The organism is Pseudomonas quebecensis, assembly GCF_026410085.1.
Taxonomy (GTDB): domain Bacteria; phylum Pseudomonadota; class Gammaproteobacteria; order Pseudomonadales; family Pseudomonadaceae; genus Aquipseudomonas; species Aquipseudomonas quebecensis.
In genome coordinates this window covers 2,991,382-3,010,662 of the sequence record NZ_CP112866.1, presented here as the reverse complement: position 1 = coordinate 3,010,662, position 19,281 = coordinate 2,991,382, and the positions used below count along the sequence as shown (strand labels likewise).

At 63.7% G+C, this 19,281-nt stretch carries 14 protein-coding genes; 7 read left to right on the top strand and 7 right to left on the bottom strand.

What is annotated here, in order from left to right; translation table 11 throughout:
- Positions 1-95 precede the first annotated feature (95 nt).
- Together OSC50_RS14010 and OSC50_RS14005 are read right to left on the bottom strand one after the other, a co-directional pair.
- A complete protein-coding gene (locus tag OSC50_RS14010) occupies positions 96-2,537 on the bottom strand; it encodes a TonB-dependent siderophore receptor (RefSeq protein WP_181077077.1) in 2,442 nt (813 codons plus the stop codon).
- 112 nt (positions 2,538-2,649) lie between these two features.
- The gene (locus OSC50_RS14005; RefSeq protein ID WP_266248932.1) at positions 2,650-4,302 is read right to left on the bottom strand and encodes a cyclic peptide export ABC transporter; all 1,653 of its coding nucleotides are present in this window, start codon (positions 4,300-4,302) and stop codon (positions 2,650-2,652) included.
- A 198-nt stretch (positions 4,303-4,500) separates the two neighbouring features.
- On the opposite strand from OSC50_RS14005, the gene OSC50_RS14000 reads away from it, so the two are divergent.
- Positions 4,501-5,328, top strand: coding sequence for a formyltransferase family protein (locus OSC50_RS14000; RefSeq protein ID WP_266248933.1), 828 nt, complete (start codon positions 4,501-4,503; stop codon positions 5,326-5,328).
- Positions 5,329-5,380: 52 nt separating this feature from the next.
- On the opposite strand, the gene pvdO is transcribed toward OSC50_RS14000, so the two are convergent.
- The 3 genes from pvdO to pvdM are packed head-to-tail and all read right to left on the bottom strand — an operon-like array spanning position 5,381 to position 8,928.
- Positions 5,381-6,253 carry a dihydropyoverdine dehydrogenase gene (gene pvdO, locus OSC50_RS13995; RefSeq protein WP_253506804.1) on the bottom strand — a complete coding sequence of 291 codons (873 nt, stop codon included), beginning with the start codon at positions 6,251-6,253 and terminating at the stop codon, positions 5,381-5,383.
- 34 nt (positions 6,254-6,287) lie between these two features.
- Positions 6,288-7,559 carry a pyoverdine-tailoring periplasmic protein PvdN gene (pvdN, locus tag OSC50_RS13990; RefSeq protein WP_266248935.1) on the bottom strand — a complete coding sequence of 424 codons (1,272 nt, stop codon included), beginning with the start codon at positions 7,557-7,559 and terminating at the stop codon, positions 6,288-6,290.
- A gap of 19 nt (positions 7,560-7,578) precedes the next feature.
- Positions 7,579-8,928: a pyoverdine-tailoring dipeptidase-like protein PvdM gene (pvdM, locus tag OSC50_RS13985; protein WP_181077086.1), complete on the bottom strand. Its 1,350-nt coding sequence runs from the start codon at positions 8,926-8,928 to the stop codon at positions 7,579-7,581.
- Positions 8,929-9,069: 141 nt separating this feature from the next.
- On the opposite strand from pvdM, the gene pvdP reads away from it, so the two are divergent.
- Positions 9,070-10,701: a pyoverdine maturation tyrosinase PvdP gene (pvdP, locus tag OSC50_RS13980; protein WP_266248937.1), complete on the top strand. Its 1,632-nt coding sequence runs from the start codon at positions 9,070-9,072 to the stop codon at positions 10,699-10,701.
- A gap of 24 nt (positions 10,702-10,725) precedes the next feature.
- On the opposite strand, the gene OSC50_RS13975 is transcribed toward pvdP, so the two are convergent.
- Together OSC50_RS13975 and OSC50_RS13970 are read right to left on the bottom strand one after the other, a co-directional pair.
- Complete coding sequence (locus OSC50_RS13975; protein WP_253506811.1) at positions 10,726-11,397, bottom strand: response regulator transcription factor; 672 nt, start codon at positions 11,395-11,397, stop codon at positions 10,726-10,728.
- 168 nt (positions 11,398-11,565) lie between these two features.
- Positions 11,566-12,810, bottom strand: a complete 1,245-nt coding sequence (locus OSC50_RS13970; RefSeq protein WP_266248938.1) for a methionine gamma-lyase — start codon at positions 12,808-12,810, stop codon at positions 11,566-11,568.
- A gap of 123 nt (positions 12,811-12,933) precedes the next feature.
- Between OSC50_RS13970 and OSC50_RS13965 the strand changes: the two genes are divergently transcribed.
- The 5 genes from OSC50_RS13965 to OSC50_RS13945 all read left to right on the top strand — a co-directional run bounded on the left by OSC50_RS13965 (position 12,934) and on the right by OSC50_RS13945 (position 19,194).
- Positions 12,934-13,404, top strand: coding sequence for an Lrp/AsnC family transcriptional regulator (locus OSC50_RS13965; protein WP_181077093.1), 471 nt, complete (start codon positions 12,934-12,936; stop codon positions 13,402-13,404).
- A gap of 67 nt (positions 13,405-13,471) precedes the next feature.
- Complete coding sequence (lexA, locus tag OSC50_RS13960; RefSeq protein WP_181077095.1) at positions 13,472-14,089, top strand: transcriptional repressor LexA; 618 nt, start codon at positions 13,472-13,474, stop codon at positions 14,087-14,089.
- Positions 14,089-14,703 carry a translesion DNA synthesis-associated protein ImuA gene (gene imuA, locus OSC50_RS13955; RefSeq protein WP_181077096.1) on the top strand — a complete coding sequence of 205 codons (615 nt, stop codon included), beginning with the start codon at positions 14,089-14,091 and terminating at the stop codon, positions 14,701-14,703. Before lexA ends, imuA begins: the two co-directional genes overlap by 1 nt.
- Before the next feature lie 7 nt (positions 14,704-14,710).
- Positions 14,711-16,126 carry a Y-family DNA polymerase gene (locus OSC50_RS13950; RefSeq protein ID WP_181077098.1) on the top strand — a complete coding sequence of 472 codons (1,416 nt, stop codon included), beginning with the start codon at positions 14,711-14,713 and terminating at the stop codon, positions 16,124-16,126.
- Positions 16,102-19,194, top strand: coding sequence for an error-prone DNA polymerase (locus tag OSC50_RS13945; RefSeq protein ID WP_266248941.1), 3,093 nt, complete (start codon positions 16,102-16,104; stop codon positions 19,192-19,194). The genes OSC50_RS13950 and OSC50_RS13945 overlap by 25 nt, the downstream gene beginning before the upstream one ends.
- Positions 19,195-19,281: the final 87 nt, after the last annotated feature.

The window sequence follows — 19,281 nt, the reverse complement described above, 5'->3', positions numbered from 1 at the left end:
TCTGGTTTGGACGAGCGCAAGGCATGAAAAAGCCCGATGAAAGCAAGGCGCTCATCGGGCTTGGTTTGACCACTGGGGGCGATCAAGGCATTACATCAGAAGTCCCAACGGGTGCTGAACATCACGTTGCGTGGCTCGCCGTAGGCGGCCGAATTATAGAAACCCACGTTGGTGTAGTAGGACTTGTCGAAAATGTTGTTGACGTTGACGGTCGCCGACAGGCTCTTGGTTACCTGGTAACGGGTCATCAGGTCCACCAGCCAGTAGGCTTTCTGGGTGATGTCCTGGTTTCGGTCCAGCGGCGAGTTGTAGATCTCGTACCAGCCCTTGCTCTGCCAGCGCAGGCCACCGCCGATGGTGAATTTGTCCAGGTCGCCCTTGAGCTTGTAGGTGGTGTTCAGGTTGACCTGATGTTCCGGCTCGAATGTGGAGATTTTCTTGTCGTCTTCATCGCGCACGATCTTGTGGGTGTAGCCCCCCTGGACCTGCCAGCCAGGGGCCAGCTCACCGGAGATCTCCGCCTCATAACCCTTGGTGACGGCCTTGGAGCTTTTGAATGCGTAATTCTGCGGTGACGGCGTCTGGTTGTTATAGGCGTCGTCCGGGATGGCGCGGTTGTCTTCATGCACCTCGAAGTAGGCGATGCTGGTGTTCAAGCGGCCGTCGAAGAAATCGCCCTTGAGGCCCAACTCGTAGTTTTGCCCTTCGTCAGGTTCCAGCAGCCTCTGGTTGCGATCCTTGTAGGTGCTTTCCTGTGGCTGGAAGATATCGGTATAGCTGGTGTACACCGAGAAATTGTCATTGAGGTCGTAGATAACCCCAGCGTAAGGCACGAAACGGCCGCTTTCCTTGTAGGAAGGGTTGTTGCCGGTCACATGGTAGTTGGCCACGCGCCCACCGAGGATCACGTTCAGGTCGTCCATCACGTTGAAGCGGGCGGTCATATAGGTGCCGGACTGGCGGATAGTGTCATCGATGTACTGTTGCACCGGGCCGTAGATCGGCTTGGCGATATGGCCATTCCAGTTATAGAAATCGACTTTGTTGCCTTGTGGCCACTCCGGCGACCAGTACCCTTTGCCTTGCCAGCGCGAGGTGCCGATCGAGCCGCCCACGACCAGTTCATGTTCGCGGCCAAACAGGCTGAAGGGGCCGGTGGCGTAGAGGTCGGCGGAGGTGCTCTTGGTCTCGCCGGTGTATTTCTGTCCATTGATCTCGGCGGTGCCGTCGGCTGCCGGCTGCACGAACTGAATGGAGGCGAGGTCGGCATGGTAACTGTTGATCTTGTGGTCCAGCTGGAATTTGGTTACCCAGCCGTCTCCCAGATCATGTTCGAGCATGGCAAAAGCTGTACGAGTGTTCTGTTCCCACGAACTCCAGGTGGTGCCGTTGTTGTAGGAACGGGGCATCTTGTTGATGCTGCCGTTGGAGTTGACCAACGGGAACGAACCGGACCAGCTGGAGCCTTTGGGCGTATTGTCCTGGTAGTCGAAACCGACGGTCAGCATGGTGTCGGGAGACAGGTCGAATTCAGTGATGCCGTAGTAGGTCTCGGTCTTGCGCGAGTAGTGGTCCATGAAGGAGTTCTTGTCCTGGTACGCCGCGACCGCCCGGCCCCGCACGTTGCCGCTGTCGGTCAGCGGGCCGCTCACGTCCACTTCGCTGCGGTAGTTGTCCCAGGAACCGGCGCCCAGTTGCAGGTGACCCTTGAACTCCGAGGTCGGTTTCTTGCGGATCAGGTTGATGGTCGCGCCGAGGGAGCCGGCGCCGTTGAGCAGCCCGGTAGCGCCCTTGAGAACCTCGACACGGTCGTAGATCGCCATGTCGCTCAGGGTATTGCCCGCCGAATAACCGACGTTGCGCACCGTGGAGGGAATACCGTCGTACTGGAAGCTGTTGACCGAAAAACCGCGGGAATAGTAGTTGGTTCGGTCCGAGTCATAGGCCGACACGGTGATGCCGGGTGTGTGACGCATCACGTCATCGACGTTATTGAGACCGAAGTCCTCAATGTGCTGACGGGTGATCACCGTGATCGACTGCGGCGTTTCCCGCGGCGTCAGGGTCAGCCGGGTGGCGGTGGCGATGGTGCCGGGCGTGTAGGAGCCGGACTCTTCGGTGATGTTACCCAGCACGTTACCGGTCACCTGGGTCGGGCTCAGCTCCAGCCCGGTGGTGGCGCCGGCGGCGGTCACGGTCAGGGAGTTGCCGTTGAGGCTGTGGGTGGTCGAGGTGCCGGCGAGCAGGGTATTGATCGCTTGTTGCGGGTCCAGCTTGCCCTTGACTGGCGTACTGGTCTTGCCTTGCACATCGCCCGGGCTATAGAGCACCTGCACGTTGGCCTGGCGACCGAAGGTCTGCAGCGCGCTCCCCAGCGACTGCGCGGGAATATCCAACTCGATCTCTTGTGCCTGCACATAGCCGGCGACCGGCAGCGACACTGCCAGGGCCAGGGCGCTCGGCAGGAGGTTGATGTTCAGGGCCCGACGCATGGAGAGCGCTTTGCTCAGTGGGCTGAGACCGAGTCGTGCTGGCATGGATGTCTTCTCTTCTGGAATGTTAAGTGGGCAAATTATAAGTATTTATTGAGGCTGGTTCTCATTACCACTAGTGAGACGTTCCTACCCGCGGAAACCGGAAAAACAAAATTCACGCCGGCGCCATCTCGTGCACCACCTGGCCGGCGCGCAGGCGCACCAATTGGTCGGCGATGTCGAAATAGCGGTCGTCGTGGCTGATCACGATGATCGTCTTGCCCAAGCGTTTGAGGTCCGGCAGCAGTTCGGTATAGAAGATGCGGCGGAAGGCCGGGTCCTGGTCGGCGGCCCATTCGTCGAACACCAGCACCGGGCGTTCTTCCAGCCAGGCGTTGACCAGCGCCAGCCGCTTGCGTTGCCCGGTGGAAAGGTCGGTGGTGCTGAATACGCCGTCCTTGACGCTGACCTTGTGCGCGATTTCCAGGCGTTCCAGGTACTTGGCGGCGCTGTCCAGCGATTGCGCGGCGCTGCCCTGCACCAAATCATCGAACAGGTAGTAATCGGCGAAGACCGTAGTAAACAGCTGGCGGTAGTCGTCGCGCTCGGGGTCGGTCACGCTCTTGCCGTTGAGCAGGATTTCCCCTGACTGGGGCGGGTAGAGGCCCAGCAGCAGTTTGATCAGGGTGGTCTTGCCGCTGCCGTTTTCGCCGACGATGAACACGATATCGCCCTGGGCGATGCTCAGGTCGATTGGCCCCAGGTGGAACGGCTCGCTGCCTTCCACCGCCGGTGGGCTGTAGGTTACGCCGCGCAGTTCGAGGCGGTTGACCAGCGGTTGCGGCGCTTCGCTGTCATCCATCAGCAGGTGAGGTTCGGGCGAGGAGAAACGCTCTGACAATTCGCTGATTCGGCCAAAGGCAATCTTGGCCTTGCCGACCACCGGCAGGTAACCCAGCAGATGTTCCAGCGGGCCTTTCATATACAGCAGCACAAGGACGAAACCGGTGATTACGGTCGGGTCAGGGTTCGGATGGTAGGCCTGCATCGTCAGCGCCAGGCCGATGACCACAAAGAACAGCATCGAGCCGAAGGTCTTGGCGAGGATGTAGATGTTCACCGAGCGCACCTGGATATCACTGATAAGGTCTGCGGTTTCCTTGATTCGGTGGGTGTTCATGCGAAACCGCCGTGGACGGTGCATGCGCAGTTCCTTGGCGCCGGAGGCAATGGCGTTGTAGTAACGCTGCAGGTCGTCTTCGTGGCTACGGGCCAGGTCGAAGCCCTGAATGCCCTTGCCGCCGGCGATGAACTGCACCGCGCTGCCAATCACCACCGCGACTACCATCATCAGGAACATCGGCACCGACAGGTAGGCCAGATAGCCCAGGCAGCCCAGGGTAACGGTAGCGGCAATGGCCAGCGGGGTGAAGGCGAAGGAAAAATCGCTGATGGTGTCGACATCGTGGGTCAGCACCGGGATCAGCCGATGGGAGCGGTAGCGCTCGATCTGACCGATTGGCGCCGACAGCACTTTCTCGCCCAGGTCCTTGCGCAGTGCGGCGATGATGCGTTGGCCGACGTAATTGGTGCCGATGTCGGAAATGATCGAACTGACCAGCGCCAGCACGCACAGCGCCGCAAACGTCAGGATCACCCCTTGGGTCATGCCTTGGGGCGAGTGCAGGGCGTTATTGATCGTTGCCAGCAGCAACGTGATAGCCAGGCCGCCGGCCATGCCCAGGGCCACGGAGATCGTGACGAGGGTGCGAAAGGGCCTGAGCAATGCGAGCAGACCGTTGAAGGCGCCGCGCTTGGGGTCGGTCATAAGTACTTCCCGGAAAGTGAAAAGAGGGCTGGGCACACAGACCCTTACCCATGACAAACGAAGCACCGGCGCGACGATTTAGCTCGTCGCGCCCGGCGGTGACGACGGCGGATAAATTGCCCGGAAGCTGGTTCGTTCTTGTTCTGTAGGCGCACGCGTAGCCGCGTCGTGCGTGAACCCTTCAGCGAGAGCGAAACAATGACGAAGAAAAACCTGGTGTATGTGTGGTCCCTGAGAAATGCCGCCGCCGACAAGGCCGGGCAGCTGGTGGCCTACAAGGACCACGAGCGCTATATGAAATCGGTGCTGGAGTTTCTGGTGGGTTCGCTCAACGACACGCCGCTGGGCGAGGCCTACAACCTGGTGGGCGTGGTGTATGACGATGACGAGCACAACCCGCGCGACCAGCAATTGATGGCCGACTATGGCTTTGCCTGCCAACCCGGTCGCCAGTGGCTGTACCCGACCGACCTGCGGGTGCAGGGCAATCGGGTCAACGACCTGCTGCTGAGCGTGCCGTCCACCTATCGCCGCCTGCCAAGGGGCAGTGCCGAGCACATCGCCGGTAAGCAGGACTTCGAACGTCGCCTGCATGACACCCTGGTGGAATTGAAGGCGGATATCGTGGTGCTTGACGGCCTGTTGGTGATTCTCGATGAACTGGTGCGGCCGGGCGCGCCGTTTGCGCGGCGGATCATGAACATTCACCCCGGTATTACCCGTATCGAATCGCCCTATGAGCGCCGGGGTGCCTACGCCACCTGGAATGCCTTGTACGGTGCCCGTGGACAAGCCGTGGTGGATTGGGCAACCCGGGAGACGCAGCCGTGTGAACCGTTGTATCTGACCGGTGCGTCGTTCCACTACGTGGACAACGGCATCGACTCCGGCGAAGTGTTCCACGACGTACTCAAGACCGAGATCTCACCGGACGACACCATCCTTGAGCTGCGCTGGAACAACTTCAACAACAGCCTGTTCCCGGCCTTGCATGAAGGGCTGGAGCGCCTGGCCAAGCAAAGCTAGACCATGATGTTTATTGGTAGTGAGCAGGCTTGCCCTGCTCACCACAACACAATCAGAGGTCGCGCACGACCCTGAAGCCAATCCAGTCCCCGCGCGTCTGCGGGTAGATGTTGTTGCGGTTGCCCGAGCGCGAGAACACCGGTGCTTCGCCCCAGTCATTGCCACGGATCTGGTAAGCCTCGCAGTTCGGCTCCATCCACGCGCTGCCGTCGGTAGGTGCGCCGACGTAATTGGAGTGTTCGCAATCGGCCACGCGCTCGTAGACGTTGCCGTGCATGTCGTACAGGCCAAACGCGTTCGGCGGGTAGCTGCCCACCGGCGAGGAGTAGCTGTAACCGTCCGCCGGACCGTAGGTGTTGGCGTGTTCGGCGATGCTGTAGCCCTTGCCCGCATCGAACGGGAAGGGGAAGGGCCCGGTGGTGCCGGCGCGGGCCGCGTACTCGCGCTGGGCCTCGCTGACCATGTGGTACTGCTGGCCGGTCTTTTTCGACAGCCAGGCCACGTAGTTTTTTATATCGTCCATGTCCATGCACACCGCCGGCTGACGTGGGCCCTGGGGGTAGCGCGGTTTACTGGCGATGCATTCGCGGCCGGGGCGGGTGTCGCCGTCGGCGATTTTGACGCCGGTCTGGCGGATATAGCTGTCCCATTCGCCGGCGGTGATCTGGAAGCGGCTCATGGCGAACGGCTTGGCAAAGGTCACTTCATGCATCGGCCCTTCGTCCGGCTCGCGGCCGACTTCATCCTCCGGCGTGCCCATGGTGAAAGTGCCGGCGGGCAGCACCACCATTTCCGGGCAATCCTTGCAGTCCTTGAACACTTTGCCGGCGGGTGGTGCGGCGGCGTGGGCCAGGCCCGGCAGGCAGGCGCCGCACGCGGCGGCCAGGGCCAGGGCGGTCAAGGGGTTGAATCGGGATGCACGCATAGGGGGCCTCGGGTTCAAAAAGTAAAAATAGGCATCACGCCCGTGCGGTGAGCAGGGTCATGAAACGTTGGATCTCTTCGCTGGAATTGAGCAGGCCGGGGGCGGTACGGATCACCGGGCCGACATCGCGGTCCACCGCATCGATGACCACGCGCTGGCGCATCATGTGTGCCGCCACGGCCTCGCAGTCCTGGCCCCGGAGCCGGAAAAACGTGAAGCCCGCCGACAGCTCCTCGCGGCGCGGCGTGACCAGTTCGATGCGCGGATGAGCCTGCAACTGCTCCTTGAGTTCGCTGTTGAGCGCATGGATGCGCGCCTGCACCGGCGCCTTGCCCAGTTGCAGGTGCAGCTTGAACGCCTCGTCCGCCGCCCAGCGATGTTCGAAGGCGTGGAAGCCGCCAGGGGTCATGATGGTGGCGAAGTCTTTGTCTTCGGAAAACGTCGGCACCATGGGCGTGACGTATTTGTTCTCGGGGTCGCGGGCGCAGACCAGGCCGGTGCCGCGCGGGCCGAACATCCATTTATGGGTGCCGGCGATGAGAAAGTCGCAGTGCATGTCCGGGAAGTCGAGGTTTTCCACGCCCAGACCGTGCACGCCGTCCACTACATACAGGATGCGGTCACGCTCGTCGCGGTGGCGGTTGACGTCGGCCACCAGCGTGCCGATCTCGCCGATCGGCAGCTTCACGCCGCTGCCGGACTGCACCCAGGTCATGCCCAGCACGCGGGTATGGCGGCGGATGGCTCGCTGGATATTGCCCAGGATTTCATCGACTGAGACCTGGCTGGGGTTCTCGAACAGGCTGATCCGCCGCACCTGGGTGCCTTGCTGGCGCGCGCGAAAATCCAGCACGTTCTGGGTTGCGTAGTGCTCGTGGACCGTGGTCAGGATCTCCTGGTCGGCGCGCACCTGGAGGCCGCCGTAAATCATCGCCAGGCCTTCGGAGGTGCTGCCGGTCAGGGCGATCTGCGGCGGCGTGGCCTTGAGGTAGCGCCCGGCCCATTCGCGCACCTGGCGTTCGCGTTTCCAGGTTTCCTGCAGGTCCCAGTCCATGGCAAGGCCCGGGTTGCGGTCGATCTGGGCACGGTAGCGTTCGATGGCCTCGCGCACCGGCCTTGGGTGCGACGCCACCAGAAAATTGGAAAAGTGCAGGTAGTCCGGGTCCTGGTTGAACAGTTGCTTGAAACCCGTCCATGGGTTGTCCGCCGGGGGGCTGGCCACGGCCTGGGGCAGAAGGGCGGCACCCAGCGGCAGGCTGGCGGCAAACACCCCAGCCTGTTTGAGAAACGTACGACGGTCGGTCATGGACTTACTTCGTGGCTGATTAACGTTGGGCCATTGGCTTGGCGGCTTGTTGTACCTGGTCCCACACCCGCAGGAAGTTGCCGCCCCACAGCTTGGCGATATCCGCTTCGGAGTAGCCGCGCTGGATCAACTCGGCGGTGACGTTGCGGATCTCGCCGACGTTGTTCCAGCCATCGATGCCGCCACCGTCATTGAAGTCCGACGACAGCCCGACGTGGTCGATACCGATCTTGCGCACGGTGTAGTCGATGGCATCGCCCAGGTCCTTGAGGCTGGCCTTCGGCTCTTCATCGAGGATGGCGTACAGCGCACTGGCGTATTCGCCGAACTTCTGTTCGGGCCAGGCGGCAATGATCGCGTCGCCCGGCATCAGCGCCATGGCCAGGTTGGGCAGGGGCGGCAGGTCGAAGCGCGCGCGCAGTTGGTTGAGCTTGTCCTGGGTCGGCTGGCTGAGTGGGCGCAGGTAAGCCGAGAAACCGACGATCTGCACCACGCCGCCGCTCTGCTTGATCAGTTGCAGTTCCTTGTCGCTGAGGTTGCGCGGAATATCGACCGCCGCTCGCGGAGCCGAGTGCGAGGCCACCATCGGTGTGCGGCTCAGCTGTGCCACTTGCTCCAGGGCCTTGGTCGACATCTGCGACACATCGATGATCACCCCCAGGTCATTGAGGCGCCGCACGGCTTGCTTGCCGATGTCCGAGAGGCCGTCCAGCGCGTCCACCGAGTCATTGAAAAACGGCAGCGGGCGCGACGAATCCGACCAGGCGTTATTGCCCACGTAACTGAAACCGAACATGCGCATGCCGCGCGCTGCCCACAGGTCCAGCTGGTTCAGGTCGTTGCCCAGGGGGTAGGCGTTGAGCATGCTGATGAAAATCGCGAACTTGCCCTCGCCGTGCAGGCGCCGAAAGTCAGCCGGGGTGTAGGCGATCGCGACCTGGTTGGGGAAGTCGCGCACCATGCCGCTGATGATCTTGTAGCGCACTTCCTGTTCGTGTCGGGCGGCCTCGATAAACCCCTCGGTTGGCTTGTGCGGCGCGTTGGGACCGTTCCAGATTTCCGGCCAGCCAAATATCGTCAGCGCCGCGCCGGACAAGCGGCCGCGCGCCGCCTTGGCCAGGTCGAACTGGCCGCCGCCATCCTTGTCCGCCTCGTTGCCGGCGGTGCCGAAATCGATGGGCACGGTGATATGGCTGTCGAACGACAGCACGCGGTCCTGCAGCTCGTTGGCCTGCTTGATCACCGCCAGCGGGTAACCGGCGTTGCCCTTGAACCAATGATCCCAGGCCAGCCAGCCAGCCCCGGCACCGATGGCCAGCGCCAGGGGCAGGCCGATGTACAGCGCCTTGTTCGAACGTGGTTTTGTCATTGCCATCTCAGTCAGTTGAGGCCTTCGCTATCAGGGAGGAACGAGCCGTGGGCGGTGAAATTTAGGCCGGGGCCGCGTGCGTTAAATTTCCTTGGGCTGCGTACGTTCTAGCTCTGATAAAGGCGTTTCCTAAGGTAGACAATGACCCTCTCTCGACGTGGCTTCATCGCCGGCCTGGCGCTCACGGGCGCCGTGGTGCCGGCGGCTTACTATGCCCATCGCGAGTTGACGCGCGAAGATCCAGTGCCCATCACCCCCGGTGAAGCCACGGTGACCCTGGCCGACACCGCCGGGCAGCAGTTGGCCAATACCCTGCGCGGGGTGTGGGACCTGCGCCTGGACGGTCGCGACGCCGGGCTCAAGGGCCTGCCGCGGGAAGGCCTGCAACTGTTGCTGGACATCGCCCCGCGTGGCCGGGGCCTGCGCGGCTACCTGGACACCGCCGCCAACCTGTGCGCCGAGGGCGAGCCGCGCTACCGCGTGCTCGGCGACCTGGTGACGGGTGAGGGTGCCTTGCTCTACTGGCGCCTGATCGATCGCGACGCTGCCGACGGCGTGCCCGCCTACGAATTCAAAATGACCCTCGATGAAGTCTGGGCCGACTTCGCCAACGCCGGCAGCAGCACCCTCAGCGGGCAGATCCTCGACCTGAATCGCCCATTGGCGATGACCGAACGCGACAACCGTTTTATCGCCCACAAGCACACATTTCCCGAAGCCCGCCAGCGCATTGGCCTGAATCCGACCCTGCTGGCCTGGCTGATCGCCCCCGAACATCGCCTGTTCCACCAGTTATGGCACGCCACCCGTGACCAATGGCACAAACTCCCCGAAGACAAACGCGACGCCCTGCGCGGCATCGGCTGGCAACCCGGCCCGCGCGGTCAGGAGCGCGACGCGCGCGGTGACCACAAAGACCGCAACGGCTCGGGTATCGACTTCTTTTTTATGCACCGACACATGCTGGCCAAGGCGCGTTCCCTGCAGGACTTGCCTTCATGGCCGCAATTCCCCGCCCCGCAACCGCCTCTGGAACGCGACCGCCTGGGCTTTGTGCGTTATTTCGACAACCATGACGGTTTCGCACTGCCACCGACCTGGTCGGCTCCGGATGACGGCGACTACACCCAGTGGGTCAGCGACATCAAGGCCGCCGAGACCTACCACAGCAATTTCCAGGTGTGGGAATCCCAATACCGCGACCCGCGCTACCTGGCCAGACTGACCCTGGGGCAACTGGGTTCCGAAATGGAGTTGGGCCTGCACGACTGGCTGCACATGCGCTGGGCTTCGGTACCACGCGACCCGTCCAACGGCGCGCCGGTACCGTTCGCCCGCGACCCGGCGGACTTCGCGCCACGCTGGTACGCCGCGGAAAATGACTTCCTCGGCGACCCGTTTTCTTCCCACGTCAATCCCGTGTTCTGGCACTTCCATGGCTGGATCGACGACCGCATCGAAGACTGGTACCGCGCCCACGAGCGCTTCCACCCCGGCGAAGTCAGCCGATTGGACGTCAACGGCATCGCCTGGTTCGCCCAGGGGCGCTGGGTCGAGGTCGGCGACCCCTGGCTCGGCCCGGACACCCATGGTTGCAGCACCACGCCGGGGCTGCAGATGGGCAAATCGATGGAGATGGACCCGGAAACCATGAAACTGGCGCTGCGCATCACGTTCGGCGCGGATGAAGAGGTGTTGAAAGGCTTGTTCAAACGGGTGCCGAGGCGCCCCTGGTATGCGCGGCATTTGAAGGTCCGCACGCGCGAAGTGTGACCGGCTGCAACGGCTCGCTGCCCATTAAGAACTGGCTGTCCCCTGTGTCGAGTACATCCACCGCAACAGTGAATGCCGCCCGCTGATGCCCAGTTTGGTCGATGCGCGTTTGAGGTAGCTTTCGATGGTGTTGACCTTCAACGCCAGTTGTTCGGCCAGTTCCGGTGCGGTGCGCCCGGCCAACAGGCCTACGCATACTTCCAGCTCGCGCCGGGACAAGGTCAGGCCCGATTCCACCAGGCGTTCTTCGATGCACCGGCGCAGGGTTTCGATGCCTTGATGCGCCGGTACCCTCGGCTCGTTATCGGGGCGGCAGGGGTGGAGCGCGGTGATGTGCTTTTCCACCATCGGCAGTAGCAGGCTGGAAAAGTCCTGCAGCATGCTCAGTTCCTGTGCCGAGAAAGTGTCCCGCGGATGCGCGCGATACATTGACAGCACGTAGCGCACATCATCCTTGCGCCGGGTAAGGTGCAGTTGGGCGGCGGGTTGTTCCGGTCCCAGGGCGCTGATCGAGTCGGTGTATACCGGGCTGATCCTGCGACGCGTGTGGCCTTGGGCGCTCAAGCGCAATTGAGTGATGTGCGTGGCGTCCACGGCCAATTGGGTCAGGATCAGGTCATGCAACATGCGTGGGAAATGGCGACTGCCGGTGCTGGCAATGACTTTGCCTATCTGTGGGAACAGCTGTGAGTTCATCATTTCGTCCATGAAGAATGCAGATAATGGCCTGTAGCGACGGGATGCAGCATGCATAGCCGTTCCTGTCGCGGCCTATGCTAGTACAGCCCGGCGGCGCGATGGGGATCCAATCCGCAAAAAGCCGACCGGGCCGGTGCCGCGACAGGGTTGCGGGCGCCCCCGGCGTTATCTCATTGCAGGCATTGCCATCGCTTTGGAACGCGATGCCAGGCGGGTGCATTTGGCCAGCGCCTGCTGCACATCCGCCAGCAGGTCGGCGACGTCCTCAAGGCCGACCGACAACCGCACCAGCCCTTCGCTGATACCGTGCTGCGCGCGTTCCTGCGGCGTGTAGGTGGAATGGGTCATGCTCGCCGGGTGCTGGGCCAGCGACTCGGTATCGCCCAGGCTGACCGCGCGGGTGAATAGTTGCAGTGCGTTCATGAAGCGGCGGCCACTGTCGATGCCGCCCTTGAGTTCGAAGGCGATCATGCCGCCGGCCTGGCTCATCTGCCGTGCGGCCAATGCGTGTTGTGGGAAAGAGGCCAGCCCTGGGTAAGCCACCTGCGCCACGGCCGGGTGCGCCTGCAGGGCTTCGGCCACCGCCTGGGCGTTACTGCAATGGCGGTCCATGCGCAGGGCCAGGGTCTTGAGGCCGCGCATCAGCAACGCCGCGTCCTGGGGCGACATCACGGCGCCGGTCAGGTCCTTGAGGCCTTGCAGGCGAATGCGCCGGGCCAGGGCCTGGTTGCTCACGGCGATGCCGGCGGTGATATCGCCGTGGCCGCTGAGGTACTTGGTGGCCGAATGCACCACCACATCGGCACCGAGCTCGAGGGGGCGTTGCAGGTAAGGGGTGCAGTAGGTGTTGTCGACCACCACGGTCACATTCGGTTGCTGGTGGGCGAGGGCGGCCACGGCGGCAATGTCCACCAGTTGCAGGGTGGGGTTGGCCGGGGTTTCGCAATAGATCATGCGCGTGGCGGGGCTGATCGCGGCCTGCAGCGCGGCCAGATCGGTGAGGTCGACATGGCGCACCTTGACGCCGAACTCGCCGATGCCGTGGTGCAACAGAGCGAAGGTGCAGCCGTAGAGGGTGTGGCTGACGATCACCTCATCGCCGGGCCGCAACAGGGTCCAGAACGTCGCGGCAATCGCGCCCATGCCCGAGCTGAACGCCACTGCTGCTTCACCGTTTTCCAGGCTGGCCATGCGTGATTCGAGTAACGCCAGGGTGGGGTTGGAAATGCGCGTATAGAAATGCCCGTCGGCGTCGCCGGCAAAACAGGCCGCGCCGTATTCGGCGGTGGGAAAGGCAAAGGTCGCCGACAGATAGATCGGTGGCACCAGTGCCCCATGGTGGTCCTTGGGGTCATAACCGTGATGGATGGCACGGGTGGAAAAGCCGAATGTCTTGTGTTTATTGTGCATGTCGGGCGCTCCTTGTTTCCTACAATGCTATGCTCAAAATCACGGCCGAACTTTGCAAAGTTTGCTGCCAAATCCCGTCTATGGGGATGAAATGCCGATAAAAATAACGTTCAGAGGCAAGTTATGCCCATTCCACTCGATCGCGCCGATAAAGCCCTGTTAAACGCTTTGCAAAGCAACGCCCGGCTCACCGTGGCCGAACTGGCCGAGCGCGTGTCCCTGACCACTTCGCCGTGCTGGCGCCGGGTGCGAAACCTGGAGGAGAGCGGGGTGATCAGTGGTTATCAGGCGATCCTGTCGCCCAAGGCGCTGGGGTATGGAGTCACGGCGTTCGTCAGCATCATGATGGAAAGTCACACCCAGGAAATTGCCCGCGCTTTCGAACAGCGGTTGCTCGAAATTCCCGAGATCGTGGCGTGCCATAACGTGTCGGGGCGCTATGACTTTTTGCTGGAAGTGGTGGCCAGGGACTTGGAGTCGTTTGGCGAATTTGCCCGCGAGGTGCTGCAGACGTTGCCGTGTGTCAAAGAGATCTACTCGAGTTTTTCCTACAAGTCTGTGCGACCACTACGGGTAATTCCCTTACCGGACTGATCGACTTTTCGTCAGGTGAATGCGCCCGACTGACGGCTATTGTCAGAAATTTCCCACAGGAGTACAAATGTACTCCATGACAGACCTGACCCCCCGCCGTACCGCCATCCTGACCTTTATCCGCGACCGTATCGCGCAGCAAGGCCAGCCCCCCAGCCTCGCCGAGATCGCCGAGGCGTTCGGTTTTGCCTCGCGCAGTGTGGCGCGCAAGCATGTGCTGGCGCTGACCGACGCCGGCTTTATCGAGGTCAACCCCAACCAGGCTCGTGGCATTCGCCTGCTCAATCAGCCGGCGCGGCCCGAATGGCTGGATGTGCCCGTGCTTGGGCGTGTCGCCGCCGGCCTGCCGATCGGCGCCGACGCCGAGGTGCACAGCCGCCTGCAGCTGGACCCGGCCACTTTCGCGAAGATCCCGGATTACCTGCTGCGGGTGCAGGGCGACTCGATGATTGAAGACGGCATTCTCGACGGCGACCTGGTGGGCGTGCGGCGCAGTGCCGAGGCCTTGAACGGGCAGATCGTGGTGGCGCGCCTGGACGGCGAAGTCACCATCAAGCGGTTCGAACGCAACGCTGACAGCGTGCGTCTGTTGCCGCGCAACCCCGCATACCAACCCATCGTGGTGGGGCCCGACCAGGACCTGGCCATCGAAGGCGTATTCTGCGGCCTGGTGAGGCAAGGCTGATGGGCGCCGTGGTTGCCCTGGACGCGCTGTTCAATGGCGGCCGCGTCTGGAAAGGCCGGCCCGCCGCGCCGCCGGCCAGCCTGCACCCCACTGGGCTGGCGGCGCTGGATGCGGTGCTGCCCAGCGGCGGCTGGCCGGCGTCGGCCTTGAGTGAAATCCTGATGGCCAAGGACGGCGTGGGCGAACTGCAACTGGTGCTGCCGACCCTGGCGCGCTTATCGGCGGCAGGCGAGCGCATTGTGCTGGTGGCACCGCCCTATACGCCGTATCCCCATGCCTGGCAGAACGCCGGGGTGGATGTGCGTCAGCTCTCAGTGGTGCAGGCCGAGGAACGCGACGTGCTGTGGGCCGTGGAACAGTGCCTGCGTTCCGGCAGTTGCGGCGCCGTGTTGTGCTGGCCGCATCAGGCCGATGACCGTGCCTTGCGCCGTTTGCAGGTGGCGGCCGAAACCGGGCAGACCCTGGCCTTTGCCTGGCGCGCCCTGGGCGAAGCCATCAACCCATCGCCTGCCGCGTTACGCCTGGCCGTCGAGGCCCGGCCCGCCCAGGTGCGCGTGCTCAAGTGCCGCGGCGGGCTGGCCCATCCGGCGCCGATTGCGTTGGCCGGGCACTGAGCTTGCCATGCGCTGGGTGTGTATTGTCTTCCCGCAATTGGCGCTGGACGGGGTGCAGCGCCTGCACCCCGAGCCGGATGCGCCCCTGGCCTTGCTCGCCGGTACGCCGCAGCGGCGCGTGCTGCAAACCGTCAATGCCGCCGCGCGTGCGTTGGGCTTGCGGCCCGGTCAGTCCCTGACGGCGGCCCATGCGTTGGTCAAAGCCTTTGCCAGCGCCGAATACGACCCCGTACAGATTGAGCGTTGGCAGCAATTTCTGGCGGCCTGGGCCTACCGTTTCAGTTCCCAGGTCAGCGTGTATTACCCCCGCGCCTTGCTGTTTGAAATCGAATCGAGCCTGGGGCTGTTCGGGCCCTGGCCGCTGTTCGAAGCGCGCCTGCGCAAGGAGTTGACCGAGCTGGGCTTTCGCCACCGCATCGTCGCCGCGCCCAACCCGGCGGCGGCGCGGGTGCTGGCCAATCTCTACGATGGCCTGGCCGTGGCCGATGACGCCGCCTTGCTGCAGGCCCTGGCCCCGGTGCCCATCGACCGCGCGGGCCTGGAGCCACAGGCAGCCACCGCATTGTCGCGCATGGGCCTGCGCACCCTGGCCCACGTGCAGGCGTTGCCTCGGCACACCCTGGCGCGTCGGTTTGAGGCAGGGCTGCTTCAGCACCTGGATGCCTTGAGCGGCAGGCGCCCGTTGGCACTGGACTTTTACCAGCCGCCGGACCAGTTCGATGTGCGCATCGAACTGAATTTCGACGTGCATTCCCACCAGGCGCTGCTGTTCCCGCTGCGACGCTTGACCGCCGACTTGTCCGCCTTCCTCTGTGGTCGCGACAGTGGCGTGCAACGTTTCGACCTGCACCTGGAGCACGCCCAGGCCGCCGACAGCGTGATCAAGGTCGGCCTGCTCAGCGCCGAGCGCGAACCGGGCATGTTGTTCGAATTGGCCCGTGGGCGCCTGGAGCAAGTGCAGGTCAGTGCACCGGTGCGCGGCCTTCGCCTGCTGGCCGAAGACCTGCCGGTATTTGTGCCGCAACGCCAGGACCTGTTCGACGAGCGCCCGCAACAAACCCTGCCCTGGGAGCAATTGCGTGAACGCCTGCGCGCGCGCCTGGGGGATGACGCCGTGCAGGGCCTGCGCTTTCATGCCGACCATCGTCCGGAGTGTGCCTGGCAAGCGGCGGCCGACCCGCGTGCCTGCCAGGGCTTGAACAAGGTGCAGCGCCCCGGCTGGCTGCTGCCGCAACCGAGCCCGCTGGCCGAGCAGGGCGTGCATATCCTGATGGGCCCGGAGCGCATCGAGTCCGGTTGGTGGGACGGCGCCGACATCCGCCGCGATTATTACCTGGTGCAGACCCGCACCGGCCAGCGCGGCTGGGCTTTTCGCAACGTGGGGCAGAGCGATGGCTTGTGGCTGCAAGGCTGGTTTGCATGAGCTACGCCGAGCTGCATTGCCTGTCCAATTTCAGTTTCCAGCGCGGTGCATCCAGCGCGCTGGAGTTGTTCGAGCGGGCCAAGGCCCAAGGCTACAGTGCGCTGGCAATCACCGATGAGTGCAGCCTGGCGGGCATCGTGCGCGCCTGGCAGGCGGCCAAGGCGGTGGACTTGCCGCTGATTATCGGCAGCGAGGTACGCCTGGAAAACGGCCCGAAACTGGTGCTGCTGGTGCAAGACCTCAGCGGCTACCAGCACCTGTGCCGGCTGATCACCGTGGCGCGCCGCCGCGTGGAAAAAGGCAGTTATCGCCTGCTGCAAGAGGATTTCGATCAACCGATGCCCGGCCTGCTGGCGTTGTGGGTGGCGGCTGACGACGACACCCAGGCGTCGATCCAATGGCTGCGCCGCACGTTCGCCGAGCGCCTGTGGCTGGCGGTGCATCTGCATTGCGGCCAGGACGATGCGCGCCACTTGCAGCAACGCCTGAACCTGGCCGCCAGCCTGCAAATACCGGCGGTAGCCTGTGGCGATGTGCATATGCATGTGCGTGGGCGCCGCGCGCTGCAAGACACCATGACTGCCATCCGCCATCACGTCAGCGTGGCCGAGGCCGGCACGCGCCTGCACCCCAATGGCGAGCGGCACCTGCGCAGCCTGGATGCCCTCGGCGCGCTGTACCCGCAGGCGCTGCTCGACGAAAGCCTGGCTATCGCGCGCCGCTGCACCTTCGACCTTGGCCAGTTGCGCTACCACTACCCGCGTGAATTGGTGCCCGAGGGGTATACCGCTAAAACCTGGCTGCGGGCCGTCACCGAAGAAGGCATGGCGCGGCGCTGGCCCCACGGCGTCGAGGCCAAGACGTTAAAGCAGATCGACCACGAACTGGAGCTGATCAGCGATCTGGGCTACGAAAGCTATTTCCTCACGGTACATGACATCGTGCGCTTCGCCCGCAGCCGTTCGATCCTGTGCCAGGGGCGCGGTTCGGCGGCCAATTCGGCGGTGTGTTTTGCCCTGGGCATCACCGAGATCGACCCGAGCCTGACCAGCCTGCTGTTCGAGCGCTTTCTGTCCAAGGAACGCAATGAACCGCCGGATATCGACGTGGACTTCGAACACGAACGCCGCGAAGAAGTGCTGCAGTACGTGTTCCAGCGCTACGGCCGCCACCGCGCGGCATTGACGGCGGTGGTCAGCACGTATCACGCCGCCGGCGCGGTACGTGACGTTGCCAAGGCCCTGGGGCTGCCGCCGGACCAGATCAACGCCCTGGCCGATTGCTGCGGGCGCTGGAGTGACGATGCGCCGCCCCTGGAGCGCCTGCGTGAAGCAGGCTTCGACCCGCACACGCCGATCCTGCATCGCGTGTTGACCCTCACCCAGCAACTGATCGGCTTCCCTCGGCACCTGTCCCAGCATCCCGGCGGTTTCGTGATTTCCGAATACCCGCTGGACACCCTGGTGCCGGTGGAAAACGCCGCCATGGCCGAGCGCACCATCATCCAGTGGGACAAGGACGACCTCGACGCGGTGGGCCTGCTCAAGGTCGATATTCTTGCCCTGGGTATGCTCAGCGCGATCCGTCGCTGCTTCGATTTGCTGCGCCAGCATCGCGGTCGCGACCTGTCGCTGGCTGGCATCCCCAAGGATGACCCGGCCACCTACGCCATGATCAGCAAGGCCGACACCATTGGCGTGTTCCAGATCGAATCGCGGGCGCAGATGGCCATGCTGCCACGGCTCCGGCCCAAGGCCTTTTATGACCTGGTGATCGAGGTCGCCATTGTGCGGCCCGGGCCGATTCAGGGCGGCATGGTGCATCCGTACCTGCGGCGGCGTAACAATGAAGAACCGACGACTTATCCATCCCCGCAATTGAAAACCGTGTTGGAACGCACCCTGGGCATCCCGCTGTTCCAGGAGCAGGTGATGCAGATCGCCATGGTGGCCGCCGACTACAGCCCCGGCGAGGCTGACCAGCTGCGCCGCTCCATGGCCGCCTGGAAACGCCACGGTGGTCTTGAACCGCACCGCGAGCGGTTGCGCGATGGGATGCTCAAAAACGGCTACACCGAGGCCTTCGCCGCGCAGATTTTCGAGCAGATCAAGGGCTTCGGCAGCTACGGTTTCCCGGAATCCCACGCGGCCAGTTTCGCCTTGCTGACCTATGCCAGTTGCTGGCTCAAATGCCATGAACCGGCGGCGTTTGCCTGCGCGCTGATCAACAGTTGGCCCATGGGGTTCTACAGCCCGGACCAGATCCTGCAGGATGCGCGGCGTCACCGCTTGCAGGTCCGCCCGGTGGATGTGCAGGCCAGCGACTGGGATTGCAGCCTGGAGCCCATCGACGGCGCGCAACCGGCGATTCGCATGGGCCTGCGCTTGATCTCGGGGTTTCGCGAAGAGGATGCCCGACGCATCGTAGCGGCGCGCCGGCAGCAGCCATTCAGCGATATCGCCGACCTGGACCGGCGTGCCGAGCTGGACTCGCGTGCCCAGGCGTTGCTCGCCGATGCCGGTGCCCTGCGCGCCCTGGCCGGCAATCGCCACCGCGCACGCTGGGAGGTGGCGGGGGTGCATAAACAACTGGGGCTGTTTGCCGGCCTGCCCAGCCCTGACGAAGCCGCGGTGGCATTGCCGGCGCCCACGGTCAGCGAAGACCTGCACGCCGACTACGCCACCCTCGGCACCACCCTCGGCCCGCATCCGCTGGCGTTGCTGCGCGCCGAGCTGCGCCAGCGTCGCTGCCGCAGCTCCCGCGAGCTGATGGCCGTGGAGCATGGGCGCAACGTCAGCGTCGCCGGGCTGGTCACCGGGCGGCAACGGCCCGGCACCGCCAGCGGGGTGACATTCGTGACCCTGGAGGATGAATTCGGCAACCTGAACGTGGTGGTCTGGCGCGACCTCGCCGAACGCCAGCGCCTGGCCCTGGTGGGATCGCGCCTGCTCAAGGTCGATGGGCGCTGGGAAGCGGTGGGCGAGGTGCGGCATCTGATCGCCGGGCGGCTGACCGATCTGTCCGCCCTGCTCGATGGCATGGATGTACGCAGCCGGGATTTTCACTGAGCCAAGTAGCGTGTGCGGCGAATTGCCCCTAACGTATGCAAATGAAACGATCCGCCCCTGGCGCGCTCCAACCGTTGCGACCGTCCT